Annotated in this window: 18 protein-coding genes; 11 read left to right on the forward strand and 7 right to left on the reverse strand. The window is 73.5% G+C overall.

Annotation, left to right across the window (positions count from 1 at the left end; all coding sequences use genetic code 11):
• Positions 1 to 99 precede the first annotated feature (99 nt).
• Entirely contained in the window at positions 100 to 1,719 is a 1,620-nt protein-coding gene (gene dacB, locus ACS04_RS31055) for a D-alanyl-D-alanine carboxypeptidase/D-alanyl-D-alanine endopeptidase (protein WP_048480139.1), read from the forward strand.
• Here dacB and ACS04_RS31060 read toward each other — a convergent pair.
• From ACS04_RS31060 to ACS04_RS31080, 5 genes are all read right to left on the reverse strand, one after another.
• Positions 1,698 to 3,569 carry an ABC transporter ATP-binding protein gene (locus ACS04_RS31060; protein WP_048480190.1) on the reverse strand — a complete coding sequence of 624 codons (1,872 nt, stop codon included), beginning with the start codon at positions 3,567 to 3,569 and terminating at the stop codon, positions 1,698 to 1,700. The two genes, dacB and ACS04_RS31060, sit on opposite strands and share 22 nt — an antisense overlap.
• 110 nt (positions 3,570 to 3,679) lie before the next feature.
• Positions 3,680 to 4,903, reverse strand: coding sequence for a cytochrome P450 family protein (locus tag ACS04_RS31065; RefSeq protein WP_048480140.1), 1,224 nt, complete (start codon positions 4,901 to 4,903; stop codon positions 3,680 to 3,682).
• Positions 4,900 to 6,159, reverse strand: coding sequence for an FAD-dependent oxidoreductase (locus tag ACS04_RS31070; protein WP_048480191.1), 1,260 nt, complete (start codon positions 6,157 to 6,159; stop codon positions 4,900 to 4,902). Before ACS04_RS31070 ends, ACS04_RS31065 begins: the two co-directional genes overlap by 4 nt.
• Before the next feature lie 109 nt (positions 6,160 to 6,268).
• Positions 6,269 to 7,009 carry an SAM-dependent methyltransferase gene (locus tag ACS04_RS31075; protein ID WP_048480141.1) on the reverse strand — a complete coding sequence of 247 codons (741 nt, stop codon included), beginning with the start codon at positions 7,007 to 7,009 and terminating at the stop codon, positions 6,269 to 6,271.
• Between the two features lie 67 nt (positions 7,010 to 7,076).
• Positions 7,077 to 7,460 carry a MerR family transcriptional regulator gene (locus ACS04_RS31080; RefSeq protein WP_048480142.1) on the reverse strand — a complete coding sequence of 128 codons (384 nt, stop codon included), beginning with the start codon at positions 7,458 to 7,460 and terminating at the stop codon, positions 7,077 to 7,079.
• A gap of 134 nt (positions 7,461 to 7,594) precedes the next feature.
• Between ACS04_RS31080 and ACS04_RS31085 the strand changes: the two genes are divergently transcribed.
• The 6 genes from ACS04_RS31085 (at position 7,595) to ACS04_RS31110 (ending at position 11,906) form a co-directional block, all read left to right on the forward strand.
• On the forward strand, positions 7,595 to 8,266 hold the full coding sequence (locus ACS04_RS31085; protein ID WP_048480143.1) for a class II aldolase/adducin family protein: 672 nt from the start codon (positions 7,595 to 7,597) through the stop codon (positions 8,264 to 8,266).
• The gene (locus ACS04_RS31090; RefSeq protein WP_078865535.1) at positions 8,263 to 8,733 is read left to right on the forward strand and encodes a carboxymuconolactone decarboxylase family protein; all 471 of its coding nucleotides are present in this window, start codon (positions 8,263 to 8,265) and stop codon (positions 8,731 to 8,733) included. Before ACS04_RS31085 ends, ACS04_RS31090 begins: the two co-directional genes overlap by 4 nt.
• Before the next feature lie 119 nt (positions 8,734 to 8,852).
• Positions 8,853 to 9,227 carry a VOC family protein gene (locus ACS04_RS31095; RefSeq protein ID WP_048480144.1) on the forward strand — a complete coding sequence of 125 codons (375 nt, stop codon included), beginning with the start codon at positions 8,853 to 8,855 and terminating at the stop codon, positions 9,225 to 9,227.
• A complete protein-coding gene (locus ACS04_RS31100; RefSeq protein ID WP_048480145.1) occupies positions 9,227 to 10,036 on the forward strand; it encodes a thioesterase II family protein in 810 nt (269 codons plus the stop codon). Before ACS04_RS31095 ends, ACS04_RS31100 begins: the two co-directional genes overlap by 1 nt.
• A 350-nt stretch (positions 10,037 to 10,386) precedes the next feature.
• Positions 10,387 to 11,058 carry a DUF4097 family beta strand repeat-containing protein gene (locus ACS04_RS31105; RefSeq protein WP_048480146.1) on the forward strand — a complete coding sequence of 224 codons (672 nt, stop codon included), beginning with the start codon at positions 10,387 to 10,389 and terminating at the stop codon, positions 11,056 to 11,058.
• A 41-nt stretch (positions 11,059 to 11,099) separates the two neighbouring features.
• Positions 11,100 to 11,906, forward strand: a complete 807-nt coding sequence (locus ACS04_RS31110; RefSeq protein WP_048480147.1) for an alpha/beta fold hydrolase — start codon at positions 11,100 to 11,102, stop codon at positions 11,904 to 11,906.
• A 40-nt stretch (positions 11,907 to 11,946) separates the two neighbouring features.
• On the opposite strand, the gene ACS04_RS31115 is transcribed toward ACS04_RS31110, so the two are convergent.
• Positions 11,947 to 12,681 carry a GbsR/MarR family transcriptional regulator gene (locus ACS04_RS31115; RefSeq protein ID WP_048480193.1) on the reverse strand — a complete coding sequence of 245 codons (735 nt, stop codon included), beginning with the start codon at positions 12,679 to 12,681 and terminating at the stop codon, positions 11,947 to 11,949.
• A 390-nt stretch (positions 12,682 to 13,071) separates the two neighbouring features.
• On the opposite strand from ACS04_RS31115, the gene ACS04_RS31120 reads away from it, so the two are divergent.
• The 3 genes from ACS04_RS31120 to ACS04_RS31130 all read left to right on the forward strand — a co-directional run bounded on the left by ACS04_RS31120 (position 13,072) and on the right by ACS04_RS31130 (position 15,776).
• Positions 13,072 to 13,470, forward strand: coding sequence for a hypothetical protein (locus ACS04_RS31120; protein WP_048480148.1), 399 nt, complete (start codon positions 13,072 to 13,074; stop codon positions 13,468 to 13,470).
• A gap of 62 nt (positions 13,471 to 13,532) precedes the next feature.
• Positions 13,533 to 14,309, forward strand: a complete 777-nt coding sequence (locus tag ACS04_RS31125; RefSeq protein ID WP_063839331.1) for an AAA family ATPase — start codon at positions 13,533 to 13,535, stop codon at positions 14,307 to 14,309.
• A 201-nt stretch (positions 14,310 to 14,510) separates the two neighbouring features.
• Complete coding sequence (locus ACS04_RS31130; protein ID WP_048480149.1) at positions 14,511 to 15,776, forward strand: FAD-dependent monooxygenase; 1,266 nt, start codon at positions 14,511 to 14,513, stop codon at positions 15,774 to 15,776.
• Positions 15,777 to 15,819: 43 nt separating this feature from the next.
• Here the strand turns inward: ACS04_RS31130 and ACS04_RS31135 are convergent, their stop codons facing one another.
• A complete protein-coding gene (locus tag ACS04_RS31135) occupies positions 15,820 to 16,452 on the reverse strand; it encodes a hypothetical protein (RefSeq protein WP_048480150.1) in 633 nt (210 codons plus the stop codon).
• Positions 16,453 to 16,818: 366 nt separating this feature from the next.
• Here ACS04_RS31135 and ACS04_RS31140 point away from each other — a divergent pair, with 366 nt between their 5' ends.
• The gene (locus ACS04_RS31140) at positions 16,819 to 17,571 is read left to right on the forward strand and encodes a midas domain-containing protein (protein ID WP_158977709.1); all 753 of its coding nucleotides are present in this window, start codon (positions 16,819 to 16,821) and stop codon (positions 17,569 to 17,571) included.
• The last annotated feature ends 83 nt before the right edge of the window (positions 17,572 to 17,654 follow it).

The raw sequence follows: 17,654 nt of genomic DNA on the forward strand, positions 1-17,654 counted from the left end.
GCAAGGCGGCGGAAGCCGGGTGACGTGCGGGGGCGCGGCGGGCGTGACACGCTGATCGCAGGCCTCGGGAGATGACAGCCGCGACGAACGGAGCGCGCTGTGGGACAACCGATACGCGCCGCCGCGCTGCGGCGCCGGGCGGCCGCCGCCTGCGCCGCACTCCTGCTCGTGGGACTCGCCTCGGGTACGGGCGCCCGCGCGGCCCCCGCCCCCGCCCCGGAACCGACCCCCTCGCCCTCCCAGGCGGCGCTCGACCCGCGCATCACCGAGATCATGCGCAAGCCCGCGTACCGGCACGCCCAGTGGGGGCTCCTGGAGACCGAACCCGCCGACGGGCGCGTGCTGCACAGCCTCTTCCCCGGGCAGTTCTTCATCCCCGGCTCCACCGCGAAGCTCTTTGCCGTCTCCGGCACCTGGCGCACCCTCGGCACCGACCACCGCTTCGTCACCCCCGTCTACGCCGTGGGGCAGCGCACCGGCGCCACGCTGACCGGCGACCTCGACCTCGTCGCCCAGGGCGACCTCACCCTCGGCGGCCGCACCCGCCCCGACGGCACCGTCGCCTACACCGACCTCGACCACACCTACGCCAACGACTTCCCCGGCGCGACCCTCACCCCCGAGAACCCCCTCGCCGGCATCGACCAGCTCGCCCGCCAGGTCCGCGACTCCGGCATCACCCGCGTCGACGGCGACGTCATCGTCGACAGCCGCCTCTTCGCCCCCGACCCGGGCCTCGACCCCACCCCCACCCCCCTGATCGTCAACGACAACCTCATCGACCTCCTCACCACCCCCGGGGACCGCGCGGGCGCCGACGCCCGCCTGGACTGGCGGCCGAAGGTCGCCCCGTACGCCGTCACCTCCGCGGTCAAGACCGTCGCCGCCGGAAAGCCCACGAACATCACCGTGACCACCACCGACGGCGGCACCCGGATCCGGCTCTCCGGCACCATCGCCGCCGACGCCAAGCCGCTGCTGCGCACCGCGCCCGTCACGGACCCGGCCGCGTTCGGCCGTACCGCGCTGATCGAGGCCCTCGCCCGGGTCGGCGTACGGGTCTCTGCGGATCCGGTCGGCCCCAACCCCGCCGCCCGGCTGCCGCGCGACTACGACGGCCGGCCGCGCGTGGCCGCGTACACCTCGCCCCCGTACGAGCAGTACGCCAAACTCATCCTCAAGGTCAGCCACAACCTCGGCGCCAACCTCGGCATCTGCCTGATGGCCGTCAGCGCCGGCGGCAAGCAGTGCGAGGGTGGCTTCCCGGTGCTCGGCGCCTTCCTGGACCGGGCCGGGGTCGACCGCAAACAGGTGGAGCTCTTGGACGGCCGGGGCGGCAACCCCAACGACCGGTCCACGCCCCAGGCGATGGTCCAGATGCTGGCGTACTGGCAGCGCACCCGGGACGCGCGGCTCTTCCGGGAGGCCCTGCCCGTCCTCGGCGTCGACGGCCTGCTGGCCGCGAACTGCCGCAGCTGCCCGGCGCGCGGCAAGGTGTTCGCGAAGACGGGCGCGGTCGTCGGCGGGGACGCCCTCAACAACCGGCTCGCCGTCGGGGGCATCACCATCGCCGGCTACCTCGACAAGGGCGGCGGCCGCTTCGACACCTTCTACGCGGGCGTCACCGGCGCCGCCACCCCGACCGCCGACGTGGCCGACATCCTCGCCGTCTCCAACGACCTCGCCCAGGTCGCCGCCTACCTCCAGGAGTCCCCCTGACGCGGTGAGGGCGGCGAGGCCGGGGCGGGGCTTTCGTCGAGGAATCCGCCCGACTGGTGCTGCCACAGCTTCGCGTACGTGCCCTCGCGGGCCAGGAGCTCGTGGTGCGTGCCCTGTTCGACGATGCGGCCGCGGTCGAGCACGACGAGCCGGTCCATGTGGGCCACCGTGCTGAGCCGGTGCGCGACGACGAGGGCCGTCCGCCCCTCCATGAGCCGCCACAGCGCCTCCTGTACGAGGACCTCGCTCTCGGAGTCCAGGGCGCTGGTCGCCTCGTCCAGCAGCAGGATCGGCGCGTCGCGCAGGATCGCCCGAGCCAGCGCCACGCGCTGGCGCTGCCCGCCGGAGAGCTTGACCCCGCGCTCGCCGACCATCGTGTCGAGGCCGTCGGGCAGCGCGTCGGCGAACTCCGTGACGTGGGCGGCCCGCGCCGCGCGCCGGATCTCGGCCTCGCTCGCGCCGGGCCGGGCGAACGCGATGTTCTCCCGCAGGGTGCGGTGGAACATCGCCGGGTCCTGCGGCACGTACGCCATCAGGCCGCGCAGCTCGCGCTGGCGCAGCCTGCTGATGTCCCGGCCGCCGATCGTGATCCGGCCCCCGTCGATGTCCGTCATCCGCAGCAGCAGCCGGGTGAGCGTGGTCTTGCCGCCGCCGGAGCGGCCCACGAGCCCGATCTTCGCCCCGCCGGGCACGTCCAGATCCAGCCCCTCGAAGAGCGGCTCCGCGCCCGCGTGGGCGAAGTCCACCTTCTCGAAGCAGACCTCGCCGGCCCGCGCGGGCTCGGGCACCGGCTCCGGGGACGGCGGGTCGAGTACGGTCGGCGGCGTCAGCAGCAGCTGCGTGAACTGCGCCGCCTCCGTCATCGAGCTCTCCAGCCGGCGGTAGATCTGGTTGAACTCGAACATGATCCGGGTGGCGTTGGAGAAGTACGTGAACGCCACCACGACCGCCTCCACCCCGTGCCCACCCCCGCCGCCGCCACCCCCGGCGACCGTGACGGCGATCAGCAGGCCCAGCGCGTTGGTCACCACCGACATCGGCGCGACGACGGTGTCGATGCGCAGGTTGCCGTAGTCCCAGGACCGCAGCGTGAGCGCGCGCGAGTGGGCGACCCGGGACCGGTGTTCGGCCGCCTCGCGCTCCTCCGCGGCGAACGCGCGGACCGTGTCCATGTTCGTCAGGCTGTCGGAGACGTGCCCCGACACCCGCGCGATCGCCTCCTCGCGCCGGTCGACGAGCGCCTGGCGGCGCCGCACGAGCGGGAACACGCAGAGCCCCGTCACCGCGATCATGACCAGGAGCGCCACGACGAGCAGCGGTTCGTAGCGCCACAGCACCACCGACCCGAACAGCAGCGGTACGAACCGTCCCACGACCGAGAAGGTCAGCGCGTCGACGAACTCCTCGAAGCGGGAGGCGAAGCTCAGCACCCGCTTGGTCAGCGACCCGGCGAAGTTGTCGTGGAAGAACGCGGCGTCCTTCGCGAACAGTTCGTCCATGCCGGTGACGTACAGCCGCTCGATGCCGAGGGCGTCGACGCGGTTCAGACAGTGCAGGCCCAGGCGCCAGGCGCCCTCGGAGAGCAGCAGGACGGCCGCGAACCCGAGGACGTACGGGAGCGTGGCGCCGAGGCCGGTGCCCGCGCCGGCCGCGTCGTCGGCGATGCGGCCCACCAGCTTGGCGACGACCAGCGGGGCGATGTAGCTGATGCCGATGTTGCCGACGGCCGGCAGCAGCATGGCGGGAACGGTCAGCCGGCGCTGCCGTGCCAACTCCCGCCCGTAGTAGCGGAGTGCGAGGACCACCGGCCCTCTTCCGGGCGGACCTCCTCGTGATGCGGACTTTTCCATGGCCACCCAACGTGATCGCTCGGTTACGGAAACGGCAGTCTCCCGTGACGGCCTGTGCGCCGTCCAAGCGTTTTCCGTGTGGGTGACAACCGTCCGGACCGAGCGGACCGCTACCCGCCGCCCGGCGTGAACGTCACCGGCAGTGCCAGCGGCCCGCGCAGGCCGCCGGGACGCCAGGGGATCCGTGTCGGCGGGACCGCGAGGGCGAGGCCGGGCAGGCGCCGCAGGGCGGTGCCGATGGCGATCTGTCCCTCCAGGCGGGCCAGCGGAGCCCCCAGGCAGTAGTGGATCCCGTGCCCGAACGCCAGGTGGGCGCTGTCCGCCCGGGTGATGTCCAGGCGGTCGGGGTCCGGGAACCGGTCCGGGTCCCGGTCGGCGACGGCCGAGCCGATCAGCACCGTCGCCCCGCGCGGGATGCGTACGCCCGCGATCTCCAGGTCCTCCCGGGCGAAGCGGGCGATACCGGGGCTGACCGGGCCGTCGTAGCGCAGGAACTCCTCGATCGCGCCCGGCAGCAGGGCGGGGTCGGAGCGCAGCAGGTCCAGCTGGCCGGGGTGGGCCAGCAGCATGGCGATGCCGCCGCCGATCAGGTTGACGGTGGTGACGTAGCCGGCGGCCAGCAGCAGGAACACCATCGCGACGAGCTCGTCCTCGGAGAGCCGCTGCTCCTCGTCCCGGGCGGTGACCAGGGCGCTGAGCAGGTCCTCGCCGGGATCCGCCCGCTTGGCGCCGATGAGCCCGGCGACGTACGCGCGCATGTGCCGCCAGGCCTCGTCCACCACGGCGGGGTCCGGCGGCTGCGCACCCCGCATGAGCATGCGGTCGGTCCAGCGCTGGAACTCGTGCCGCTCGTCCACCGGTACGCCGAGCAGTTCGCTGATAACCGTAACGGGCAGGGGCAGCGCGAGGTCCGCGACGAGGTCGGCGCTCCCTGCCGCCACGACCGCGTCCAGCAGCCGGTCCGTGACCGCCTGGATGCGCGGCCGCATCTCGGCCACCCGGCGGGCGGTGAACGCCTTGGAGACCAGCCGGCGCAGCCGCGTGTGGTCGGGGGGATCGCTGCGCAGCATGTTGCCGAGCATCGACTCGCGCTCCGTGCCCGGCAGCTGCTCCAGGAGCCGGGTGTCCGCGGCGTCCCGTACGTCGCTGCTGAGGCGGGCGTCGGACAGGGCCGCGAGTCCCTCCTCGTAGCGGGTGACCAGCCAGGCCTCCAAGGCGCCCGCGATGACGACCCGGCGCACCGGGCCGTCCTCGCGCAGCCGCCGGTACAGCGGGAACGGGTCCGCGAGGAAGGCCGGATCGCCGTACGGGAGAGGGGTCGGCGCCTCGCTCACGACACCTCCCGCACCGCGGCGGCGCCGCGCAGCGACTCCGCCGGCGGCCGCTCGCGCAGCGCCCCGTACCCGATGAAGTAGGCCGGGACCCGGTTCAGCCACCGCGAGTCGGTGACGAGCTCGGTCAGCCGCTTCGTCCGCCGGGGATGGCCGAACGGGGCCTCGCCGGCCATCAGCGGCCCGATCACCTGGGCGTGTGCCAGGCGTTGCATGCCCTGGGTGGCCACCGTCGTGGGCATGCGGCGGAGCTGGACGCGGCGTACGTCGTGCAGCCCCACCGTCCCCTCGCGCAGCGGGCGCACCAGGTGGCGGGCGGCGGCCACCGCGTCCTGCACGGCCAGGTTGATGCCGATGCCGAAGACCGGCGACATGGCGTGGGCGGCGTCGCCGATGCACAGCAGCCCCGGCCGGTGCCAGCGGCGCAGCCGGTCCAGCCGGACGTCGAGCAGTTTGACCTCGTCCCAGGAGGTGACGGAGTGCGCCCGGTCGGCCAGCCACGGGACGGCGTCCGTGAACTGGGCCATGAACCGGTCCAGGCCCTCCGCGCGGCGCTCGGCGTCGGTCCCCTTGGGGATGAGTCCCGCGCACTGCCAGTAGTCCCCGCGGTCGATGAGCGCGCTGAAGAACCGTTCGCCCAGGCCCCCCACGAGCCCGCTCGGGTCGCTCTCGTGGCGCGGCAGCCGGAACCACCAGGCGTCCATCGGGCACGGGAACTCCTGCAGCCCCAGCTCGGGCAGCACCCGGGCGAGGGAGCCGCGGCCGTCGCAGGCGACGGTCAGGGCGGCCCTGAGCTCACCGGTGGCGCCGTCCGCGGTGCGGTACTTCACGCCCGCGACCCGGCCGCGTTCCATCAGGAAGGAGGTGGCCTCGGTGTTCATGCGCAGGCGGAAGGAGGGCTCCTTGGCCGCCTCGTCGGCGAGCAGGTCGAGCAGGTCCCACTGCGGCACCATCGCGATGTAGTTGTACTTGCCGTGCAGCGCCGCGATGTTCCCGACCGTGATGAGCGAACGGTCGGGCCCGATGGGCAGCTGCACCGAGGTCACCCGCCGCTGCGGCAGTCGGGCGAACCGCTCGGCGAGGCCGATGTCGTCCAGCAGCGACAGGGTCGAGGGGTGCACGGTGTCGCCGCGGAAATCGCGCAGGAAGTCACCGTGCTTCTCCAGCACGGTGACCTCCACCCCGGCCCGGGCCAGCAGCAGGGCCAGCACCATTCCGGCGGGCCCGCCTCCCACCACACAGCAGGCCGTACGCTCCACGGCCACCACTCCCTTCGCGGGCTACGGATGAGCCCCTCAGGACGTATACCGCACCCGCGGCGCCCGGGACGTCAACGGCTAAGACGCGCCGCGCGGGAGGACCGCGGTACTACCGGCCGGGCGTCCGGCGCAGGACGAGGGTGACGAAACCCCAGGTCTCCCGGTACGTGCGCAGCCACTCGGAGCGGCGCGTGCCCGCCGTGGCGAGCACCTGGGAACTGTCCGGATCGTCGGGGTGGTCCAGGGCCCACGACGCCAGCGACCCCCAGTTGGACCACTCGTACGCGTCCAGTTCGGCGCGCGAGCTGACGTGCCCCTCGACGGGGGTCCAGCCGTCGGCGGCGATCCGGTCCACGGTGGTCGCCAGGTCGGCGAACTCGCCGAGCATGTCGACGGCTTCCGGGGACGGCGTGCGCTCCCAGAACCCGTCGCCGATGATCACGCGGCCGCCCGGGGCCAGGTGTGCGCGGGCCGCCGCCAGGGTGGGGAGCAGCCCGCCGAAGGCGTGCGTGGACCCGACGCTGAGGACCAGGTCGAAGGGGTGCGGGGAGGTGAAGGCCGCGGCCTCGGTCCGGTGCAGGGTCAGGCGCTCTTCGACGCCGCGCTCGCGCGCCGCCTTCCCGGCCAGTGCCAGGCCCTCCGGGGAGATGTCCACGCCCTCGGCGCGTACGAGCGGCTCGGCGGCCAGTGCCCTCAGCAGCCACTCTCCGCTGCCGCACCCGAGGTCGAGGACGCGCTCGTCGCCGCGCGGGAGCGCGCGGTCCAGCAGGCGGCGTACGGACTCGTCGTCGAGCGGAGCCTTGATCGGGTGGTTGCTGTGGGCGATTTCGGAAATCTGTTCACGGTTCATTGGGGGGCAGCCTCTCAACGAAACGTTCGGCGCGCACTTCGATTTCAAGGGGCCTTCGCCGCAGCCGTCAGGGGGAGGCGGGCGCCCGCCACGAGGCCATCTGCTCCCGGAAGGTCGGGCAGCCGACGATGTCCGTCCTGCTGCACCGGAGGGCGTGGGTCAGCAGCTGGTGGGCGTGGTCGAGGTCGATCAGGCGCTGCTCGATCTCGGCGACCTTCGTACGGATCATCGCCTGCCGGCGCGGCAGGTCCTGTTGCAGCTCGCGGATCTCGGCGAGGGTCAGGCCCGCCTGCTGGCACTTGCGCAGCAGCGCGATCCGCTCCGCGGCGCCCGCGGGATAGCGCCGCTGCCCGCTCTGCCGCTCGGGCTGCGGGAGCAGCCCGTGGCGCTCCCAGTACCGGATGGCCGAAGCGGGAACCCCGGTGGCCCCGGCGAGTTGCCCGATGGTCATGCGCACGGTCGGCCGCCTCCTTCATTCCTCGCCGACGTTTGACTTGAACCTTAGTTCAAGTTGAAGAGTGGGCCGCGTACGGGACGAAGGCCCATCAGGGGCCGCCGACCACGGCATCGGGAGACGGGACAACCATGACCACAGACGTACGACGTGAGGTGCGGGACGAGGCCCACCAGCTGGTGGAGGCCTCCCGGCGCCTCTTCGAGGCCGGGGTGATGTCGCACTCCGGCCACGCCAACCTCAGCGTCCGGCTCGATGCCGAGCGCTTCATGCTGACCCCGGGCTTCGTCCGCGGTCTGCGCCCCGAGGACCTGGCGACGGTGAGTCTCGACGGGCAGGTCCTCGAAGGGGAACTGCGCTCCGTCAGCATGGAGATCATCGCCATGCACGGCGCCGTCTACCGCGCCCGCCCGCGGGTCGGCTCGGTCATCCACACCCACTCGCCGTCCGCGACGGCCTTCGCCGTGGCCCACCGGCCCCTGCCCTGCCGTACCGAGCCCATGCTGCGCTTCGGCCAGGCCGAGGACGTGCCGGTGGTGCCGTGGGGGCCGCGCGGTTCGGACGTATCGGTACGGGGAGTCGTCGACGCCCTGACGCACAGCCCCACGACCGCCGCGGTGCTGCTGGCCAACCACGGCCTGCTGGTGTTCGGCTCGGACCCGGCGGACACCGCCCACCTCGTGGTGGCCATCGAGGAGGGCGCCGAGGCGGAGCTGGCCGCCGCCGCGATCGGCGGGGCCGTGGACTTCCCCGCGGGCGCGCTGGAGAGCGTACGGGCGTCGATCGCGCGGGTGGCGTCGTGACGAGCACGGGGCAGGACCCCGCCCGGCGCGCCGAGGCCGTACGCGACCGGCACCGCGCCACGCTCGGGTCCGTCCCGCCGGGCGTGGAGGCCCGCCTGGGCCTGGCCCTGGCCCACGGCCGGCTGCACACGGAGGAGGCGCTCGCCGAGCTGAGGCACGTCGTACTGACGGACAACGCGCTCGGCGGGCGCGTACAGCAACTCGTCCACTTCGGGCAGCTCCTGGCCCTCGGCCGGGCCGACCCGGCGCGGATCCACGCCCGGGGAGCGCTGCACGCGGGAGCAGGCATCGCCGACCTCATCGGCGTGGCCGAGACCGCGCTCATCACGGCGGGGGTCCCGGCGTACGCCCTCGGCATCGAGACGATCGTCGAACTGGTGGAGGCCGAGGCCGAAGCCGAAGCCGAAGCCGAAGCCGAAGCCGAAGCCGAAGCAAAGGCAGAGGCAGCAGCCGGCAAGCGGCGTTGAGGGCCAACTCCCGCGCCTGGTAAGGGGCGAGATCGAGCCGGGATTCCGGCCGGGGCATCCTGGAAGCGTCCGGCGCTGGGCCGGACGCCCTACCCGCCCCGAGCCCCACGGAGAGCACGATGTACCCGACCATTCGCACGATCACCTTCGACTGCACCGGCGACCCCTACGACCTGGGCCTGTTCTGGAGCGGCCTGCTGGGCCGCCCCCTGGCCGACGACGACAAGCCGGGTGACCCGGAGGCGGTCATCGAAGACCCGCAGGGCGGTCCCACCCTGCTGTTCGTACGGGTCCCCGAGGGCAAGGAGGCCAAGAACCGCATCCACCTCGACCTCAAGCCGCACGGCCGCACCCGCGAGGACGAAGTGGCCCGCCTGCAGGCCCTCGGCGCCCGCCTGATCGCCGATCGGACCCGCCCCGACGGCAGCGGCTGGGTCGTCCTCGCCGACCCCGAGGGCAACGAGTTCTGCGTGGAGCGCGGAGAGCTCGGCTGATGGGGAACGCCACTCCGGCGGGGGGCGGCGCCGCGGGGGGACCGCGGTGGCTCAAGCGCCTCACCGTCCCCGGGACCCCGGCCCCGCAGGCCGCCCGCGCCCGCATCGTCTGCCTGCCGCACGCGGGCGGCGCCGCGAACGCCTACCAGAGCTGGGCCCGCCACCTCCCGCCCGCGATCGAACTGCTCGCCGTCCAGTACCCCGGCCGCCAGGACCGGCTGTCCGAGCCGTGCAGCGAGACGATGGAGGAGAGCGCCGGCGCCGCCGCCGCTGCCCTCGCCGAACTGCCCGTGCTGCCCACGGTCGTCTTCGGGCACAGCATGGGCGCGCTCGTCGCGTACGAGACCACCCTGCGGCTCGCCCGGCATGCTCCGCACGCCGCCCCCGTGCACCTGTTCGTCTCGGCTGCCCCGGCCCCGCACCGCGACCGCGAGGACCTGCCCGCACTGGACGACGAGTCGCTGATCGCCTACAGCCGTCGGCAGGGCGGCGCCCAGCCCGAGGTGTACGACATCCCCGAGCTGCGGGAGCTGCTGCTGCCCTCGCTGCGCGCCGACTTCCGCCTGCTGACCCGCTACCAGGGGGTCCGCGAGCCCGCACGCACGGACGTCCCGGTCACCGCGTTCGGCGGAGACCGGGACGCCGGCTGCCCGCCCGGGGAGCTGGCCGGCTGGGGCGATCTGACCACGGCGGAGTTCAGCACGCGGGTGTTCCCCGGGGGCCACTTCTACCTGCAGGGGCGCGAGGAGCAGCTGACGGCCCTGGTGGCCGGTGCCCTGGGAACGGGGGCCGCCACGCCGACTCCGTGACGTGACCGGACCCGCCCTGCGGGGCGTACGGGGCCCGCCTGTTGGCCTCCGCGGGCGGGCCCCGGTACCGCTGCGCCCGGAACGGGCGGGCCGCCGGCGACGGCCGGTCGTCGCCGCCACCGGCGTGGACGACGCGGACGATCGTGCCGCCCGGCCATAGCGTTCACTCGCCATCCAATGCAACGAACGTTATAGCTGACGTTGCGTTAAAGCCATTACCGTTGCAACGATATTCGGGTCTTGACCTGCATCTATGTTAATTGTTCGCAACGAAGTCGTTGCGTGATCTGTGAACGCTACGTAGCTTTTCCTTCATCGGAAACAGCAGGCGCAAGCAACAGGAGCCCATCATGCAGAAGTTCGACACCACCGCCCCCATCGCCGCCGTCCTGGACATCGCCGCGGGACGCGTGCAGCTGATCGCCGCCGACCGGGCCGACACCGTGGTCGAGGTCCGGCCCGCGGACGCTTCGAAGAGCCGCGACGTCAAGGCGGCCGAGGAGGTCGAGGTCGCCTACGCAGACGGCGTCCTGCGGATCGAGACCCCGGCCGGCGAGCACCGGATGTTCGGCCCCTCCGGATCGGTCGAGGTGACCGTCCAACTGCCCGCCGGTTCCCGGGTCGAGGCGAAGACGGCCGCGGTCGAGTTCCGCGGGGTCGGGCGGCTCGGCGAGATCGCCTTCGAAGGCGCACAGGGCGTCGTCAAGATCGACGAGGCCGCCGGTGCCCGCATCGTCCTCCAGGCCGGCGACGTGGCCATCGGCCGCCTTGGCGGCCCCGCCGACATCAGCACCCAGAAGGGCGACCTGCGCATCAAGGAGGCCGTGCGCGGCGCGGTCGTACTGCTCACCCGGTCGGGCGACATCGAGGTCGGCGCCGCCCGCGGCGTGTCCGCCTCCCTGGACGCCGGCACCTCGTACGGCCGGATCCACAACTCGCTCGGCAACGCGGACGGCGCCACCGCCGCCCTGAACATCCGGGCCACCACCGCCTACGGCGACATCACCGCCCGCACCCTCTGACCCCGACACCACCCCGCCATACCTCCGAAGGAGCACCCGTCATGGCGAAGAGCAGCACCCCGGCATGGACCGGCATGGTGCCGGTCGACGACACCGCCCTGGCCGCCACCGACACCGGCGGTCCCGGCATCCCCGTGCTCTACCTCAACGGCCAGTTCGCCACCCAGGGGTACTGGCGGCGGGTCATCTGCGAACTGGGCCCGGACTGGCGGCACATCACGTACGACGAGCGCGCTCGCGGCAAGAAGTCCGGACGCTCCGCCGACTACTCCTTCGAGGCCGCCGTCCGCGACGTCGACGCCGTCCTCGCGGCCAGGGGCGTGGACCGGGCCCTGGTGGTGGGCTGGTCCTACGGGGCGGTCGTCGCCGCCCACTGGGCCGGCCGCAACCCGGAGCGCGCCATGGGTGCGGTGCTGGTCGACGGCGCGGCCCCGTACGACTGGCTCGACGAGGCGATGGAGCAGCGGATCCGGAAGCTGTTCCGGCGGATCGGCTGGTTCGCCCCGCTGCTGCGCCCGACCGGCCTGACCCCGCGGATGACCGCGCGGGAACAGGCGGACAGCAACATCGAGCTCGGCCGGCTCTCCCGCGAGCGCGAACTGGGCCCCGTCCTGGACGGCATCACCGTCCCGGTGCGGTACGTGCTCGCCTCGGGCACCTCGTTCGGGAGCAAGGGCGAGGAGCAGGAGAAGATCCGCGCGGGTCTCGACCCGGTCTTCGAGCGCAACCCGAACATCCGGCTCGGCGCGAAGGTCGCGAGCAACCACGGAGCCATCCTGAAGAAGGACTTCCGGGCCGTCGCGGAATCCGTGCGCGAGGTCGCCGCCCTCGAACGCGGTGGCCGCTGAAGCCTTCGCGCAGGTCCCCCGACCGCGTCGGCACCTGCGCTCAGGCCTTGTCCTCCGCGGGCGCCGCGGGCTTCGTGTGCAGGATCTCGCGGGCATGGTCCGCGGCGCGCATGATGCTCTCGGAGATGAAGTCGACGAAACGGGCGATGTTCTCCAGGCGGGCGGCGGCCGGGGAGTCGGGGCCCAGGACGGTGACGCCCTGCCGGGCGATGTCCCCGAGGTGGGCGGTGGCGCGGGCGCTGGCCATTGTCGACTGGTACAGGACGTCGTCGTCCACGACGTAGCGCTCGCGGCGGCGTTCGTCGCGCTCGCGGCGGATGAGGCCCTGGCTCTCCAGGAACGCGATCGCCTTGGAGATGGACGCCGGGCTGACCTGGAGGTTGGCGGCGAGCTCGGAGGCCGTGAGGCTGCCGGCGTCGGTGGTGTAGAGGCCGGCCAGGACCCGCGCCGTCATCCTCGGCAGTCCCGATTGCATGAAGACGGTGGCGAACACCTCCTCGTACTCGCGCACCGCCTCGGCGTCGCGGCCCGGGGTATGCCCGGACGTCCCCGGCCCCTGGGGGGCGGCCTTGCGGCGCCGGTGGGTGCGGCGTTCGGTGGCGCGGTGGGCCAGGTCGGCGCGGTAGGCGGTGGGGCCGCCGTTGCGCATCACCTCGCGCGTGACCGTCGAGGTGGGGCGTTCGAGACGTCTGGCGATCTCCGCATAGGCGAGCCCGTCGGCCACCCCCAGGGCGATCTGCTGGCGTTCCTGCTGGGTGAGCCTGCCTCCGGGCATCACGATCTCCTTCTTCGCCACGGTTCCTCGGTGGCTCCAGCGTAGCGTTCACCGCCCATGCAATGCAACGAACGCGAGACCTGACGTTGCGTTGGAGATGCAACTCTTGCACTCGTGTGTGGGGTTTGAACTGGGAATACATCATCCATGCGCAACGAAGTGGTTGTGTATTCCGTAAACGCTACGTAGCTTTTCCTTGATCGGAAACGGTGGGCGGGACCATCGGGGGCGCACCGGCGTCCGGCGCCGGTTTCCGCGCCGGCATGGACGTCGGGGTGGCGCGGCGGGATGCTCGTCTCGGCGCCGGGTGGATATAAGCCCGCCGTAAAGGGCGGTCGGCCGGCCTGCGATGATCGAGGACGCAACAACGGGTCAGAGGAGAAGAAGCAAGTGACCAGTCGCTGGATCGCCCGTGCCGTACCCGTGCTCGTGCTGGCCGGGCTGCTGCTGAGCCCGCAAGCCGCGGCCCAAGCTCAGACCCGGACCCACACCCAGGCCCAGGCCCAGACCGCTTCGGCAGCCGCGGTGCGGCTCGCGCCCCAGGGTGCGCCGGCCCAAGCGCCCTCCGCCGGGCTCCGGCACTCGGCCGCCGACTCCGCCACCCTCGTCGACAGCGACAAGAAGAAGGACAAGGGCAAGGACAAGAAGAGCAAGAAGAGCAAGAAGAAGAGCTTCTTCAAGAAGTTGGGCGCCGCCGCCCTCATCGGAACCGTACTCGTCGTCCTGCTCGTCATTGCTGTCATCGTGGCGATCGTGTTCGCCGTCCGCCGCCGCCGCAGGGAGGCGTGAGCGCCCCTTCACGCGGGCGAGAGGCACAGCGATTGCTCCCTGTCGGGTGCACACGGGGAGAGGTGACCGGCGTGTTCGCCGTGGACGTGAGGGACGGGCCGAAGCCCGTCGGTGCGCAGGCCGGGGCGCCGGCCGGACGGGTCATGTCCCCGCACGGGTTGGTGGACCTGCGGGGGCTGCGCGGGGCACCGGTCCTGATTTCGTACCCGGCGGGCGCCGTCGTGGTGGTGTCCGGCCTGCCCGGCAGCGGCAAGAGCACCCTGCTCCGCCGCTGGTCGGTCGCCGCGCCCGTCGTCGACCCCCGGGCCTCCCACGTCGCCTGCGAGGCGGTGATGCCCGCGTGGCTGCCGTACGCGGTGTACCGCCCGTGGGCGCGGCTCCGCCACTTCCTGCGGCTGTACGCCCAAGTCCGCTCCGGGGGCCCGCTGCTGGTCCACGACTGCGGCAGCCGGACCTGGATGCGGCGGTGGCTCTCCCGGACGGCGGGGCGCCGCGGCCGTGAACTGCACCTCGTCCTGCTGGACGTCGGTGCCGCCGAGGCCCTGGCCGGCCAGCGGGCCCGGGCCCGCTGGGCCTCGCGCCGCGCGTTCGCGCGCCACCGGCAGGGCCTGGCCCGACTCCTCGAACGCCTCCGCCGAGACGGCCCGGCCGCCGTACACGAGGCGGCCTCGGTGGTCCTGCTCGACCACGTCTCCCGCGAACGGCTGTCGGCCGTCGCATTCGCCCCGCCCCCGGCGCCCCGCCCCGCCACCGGGCCCCCGCTCGGCCCCGCGCCGGAGCGAGCAGAAGCGGAGCGGCGCCCACCGGCCGAGAGGGAGCGATCGCCCCTCCCCCTGTAGGGAGTTGGATGATCGAAAAGAGGGGGCACCTGCGGGGGGGCGGAGGCGGCGTACCAGAATCGGGATCGCGCTCACGTCCTCCCACCCACTGCCCCGAGGTGCCATGCCCACGCTCACGCCACCTTCCCCACGGTCCCCGGAGACCCTCCCGGATGCCTCGGCCGCCACCTTGCGCGCCCCCCTGGCCCCGGCGGCCCGGTCGTGACCGCGCCCCGCCGCCGCGTACAGGTGGCCGTCGTCGGCGCCGGACCGGCCGGACTGGTCCTGGCCAACGTGCTGCACCGGGCCGGCGTCCCGGTCGAGGTGCGGGAGCGCTCCAGCCGGTCCGAGGTCGAGCAGCAGGCCCGGGCGGGCCTGATCGAACACCGGGTCGTCGAGTACCTGCGCGAACAGGGGCTCGCCGACCGGCTGCTGGCCGAGGGCGGCCGGCACGACTGGTGCGAGTTCGTCTGCCTCGGGGAGCGGATACGCGTCCCCTACGGGGACCTCTCCGGCGGCGCCGGGCACTGGGTGTACCCGCAGCAGTTCCTGGTGCGCGACCTGATCGCCTCGTACGAACGCAGCGGCGGCGCGATCCGGTTCGACTGCCCCGTCCTCGAAGTGGACACCTCGGGACCGCGCCCGCTCGTCCGCTGCCCGGACGAGGTCCTGGAGGCCGAGTACGTCGTCGGCTGCGACGGCCCGCGCAGTACGGTCGCGCAGGCGTTCCCCGCCGACGCCGCCGGATCCGTCGAGCGGCGCTACCCGTACGACTGGCTGACCGTACTCGCCGAGGTGGACCGTCCCGTGGACGGCATCCGGTACGCGCTCCACGAGGCGGGTTTCGCGGGCATGATGCCGCGCACGCCCCGGCTGGCCCGCTTCTACCTCCAGGTGCCGCCGGAGGCGGACCTCGCCGACTGGACCGAGGCGCGCATCCGCGAGCAGCTGTCACTGCGCCTGCAGTTGGGGGCGGGAGACCCCGAGCCGGGCGCGGTGACCGAGGTCGGCATGCTGCGGCTGCGCGGCCGGGTCCGCGAGCACGTGCGGGCCGGCCGGCTGCTGCTGGCCGGGGACGCGGCGCACGTCCTGACGCCTTCGGGGGCGAAGGGGCTCAACCTGGCGGTGGCCGATGTCGCCGACCTCGCGGACACCCTGCTGCGCCGCTACCGCTACCGCGATGGTGAGGGCGGTGGCGGTGGCGGTGGCGGCGGTGGCGGCGGTTGCGGCGGCGGTGACGGCGAGGATGCCCTGGCCGGATACGACCGGCGCCGCCACCAGGCCGCCTGGACGGCGCAGGAGTTCTCCGACCGGCTGCTGGACCTGCTGCACCTGCCGCCGGGGGACGCGGCGCAGTCCGCCTTCGGCCTGCGGCTGCGCCGCGAACGGGTCGCCCGCCTGGCGGCCGCGGGCCCGGAGGGCGAGTCCTTCGCCCGCGCCTACGGTGGAGCGGGCCACCTGCGCCCCACCCAGGTGCCGGCCCCGTAGGAGAGGCGGCGTGGTCGATCGCCGCCGTCCCCGCCGAGGGCGGTCAGTACGCGCCGATGGACCAGAACAGCCCGACCTCGTCCGCGGAGACGGCGATCACGCCCAGCTCGTCGAACAGGTCCAGGCCCCGGAAGTAAACGCCGCTCAGGAACGACTGGTCGGCCGCGTGCCCGGCGAGCCCCGCCGCGACAAAGTCCGGCGCCGGGTCCGAGGCGGCGACCGCGGCGTTCGTCCAGAACCGTGCGTCGGGGCCGTAGCGGGCGAGCAGGGTCCGGGCGTCCGCCGTCAGCGCGTCGAGGTCCGGCCGGTCGCGGACGGGCCGCGGCTCGCTCATCCACTCCTCGGCCATGACGGTGAGCGCGGCGACCGCCGCGTCCGGCTCCAGCCGGTGGACCCGGTGTACGACCTCTGCCGCGGGAGGCGGGGCGAAGGGGTAGGCCGACGGGACGAGGCCGGCGTCGTGGCGGAGCCGGTCCGCGTCGATCCGCAGCCATCCCCGCGGATCGGGGACCTGTCGGTGCATCAGGGCGAACACGTCCCGGCCCCAGTCCTCGTGACGGCGCGGACCGGTCGCCATGAAGACGTACGGATCCTCGAACAGCCGCAGCGCCGCCGCGTTCCAGAGCACCTCCGGGTGCGCGTCGAGGAGGTCGGGAGTGCTGCTGTCGTCGTCCATGGCCGCACCCTACGGAGGTGACGGCGTTCAGCGCTCAGGCGGGGAAGGGGAACCGCGTCGACGCGGAGCGGTCGGAGTATGACCGGACTGTCACAGGATCGGGTTCCGGGAACGGACGGGGAACCTCGTACATCTAGCCGGTCAGCGGGGCTTCTGCGGAGGCCCCGCTTGACGGAATCGGCAAGAACCGGCCGGGTCGGCCGGGGGTGAGTGCAAGGCGGGGCAGGAATGAAGGCGGTAGCGGTGGCGGGCGGTTCTCCGGACACTCCGAAGTCTGCGGAGACGGAGGGGACCGAGCTCCCGGGAACGCAGAGCACGCCTCCCGAAGCCGGCGGCTCGAACACCCCGGAACACCCGGAACACCCGGTGCCCGAAACCCCGGCCGAGCCGGCGGCGGGGGAGGAGCCGGAGCCCGACGCGGAGCCCGACACGGCCTCTGCGGCGGACGGCACCGGGGAGACCGTGCCCGAGGAGGACGTGCCGGCAGAGCCGGAGGACACCGGGGCCGAACCCGCGGCGGAGGCCGAGCCCGAGGCGGCGGCCGACGACGCCGTGGAAGGCGGCTCCGACGAGGGCGCCCCCGCCGAACCGGAACCGGACGCGGAACCGGCGGCGAAGACGGAGGCCGGGCACGCACCGGAGGCAGTGGAGGCCGAGGAGGACTCCGAGGACGACTCCGAAGCTCACGAGAGCGCGCGCGAGGCCGAAGCACGGCAGGACGCGGAAGCCCCGGGCGCAGCCGCAACCGAACCTGACGCAGCGGTGACCGGCGGGGCCGCACCCGAACCCGAGACCGCGGCCACGCGTGGGGACGCACCCGCATCCGGCGCCGATACCGACGCCGACGGCCGGGACGCAGTCGCGCCCGAGCAGGATGCCGAGGCGACCGACGCGGCCGAGGAGGACGGCGAGGCGGCCGAAGAGATTGCCGAGGCGCCCGAGGAGAACGCCGACGCGGCCGACAAGTCCCCCGAGGGCGGTTCCGACGACGACGCGGGCCCGGAGGACCGGCCGGTGCCGTCCTGGGCCCGGGACGACGAGGCCGACGAGGCCGACGAGGCCGACGCGGAGCGCACCAGCCAGTTCGTGGCCCTGAAGGACCCGGACGCCCCGGCCTGATCACGAGCGCCGACTTCACGCTCGACATCGTCATCGACTGGGGCGACGGGAAGACCGACACGGCAACCGCCCGGGGCAACCAC

Origin of the sequence: Streptomyces roseus (genome assembly GCF_001044425.1) — a bacterium.
Classification (GTDB): Bacteria; Actinomycetota; Actinomycetes; order Streptomycetales; family Streptomycetaceae; genus Streptomyces; species Streptomyces roseus.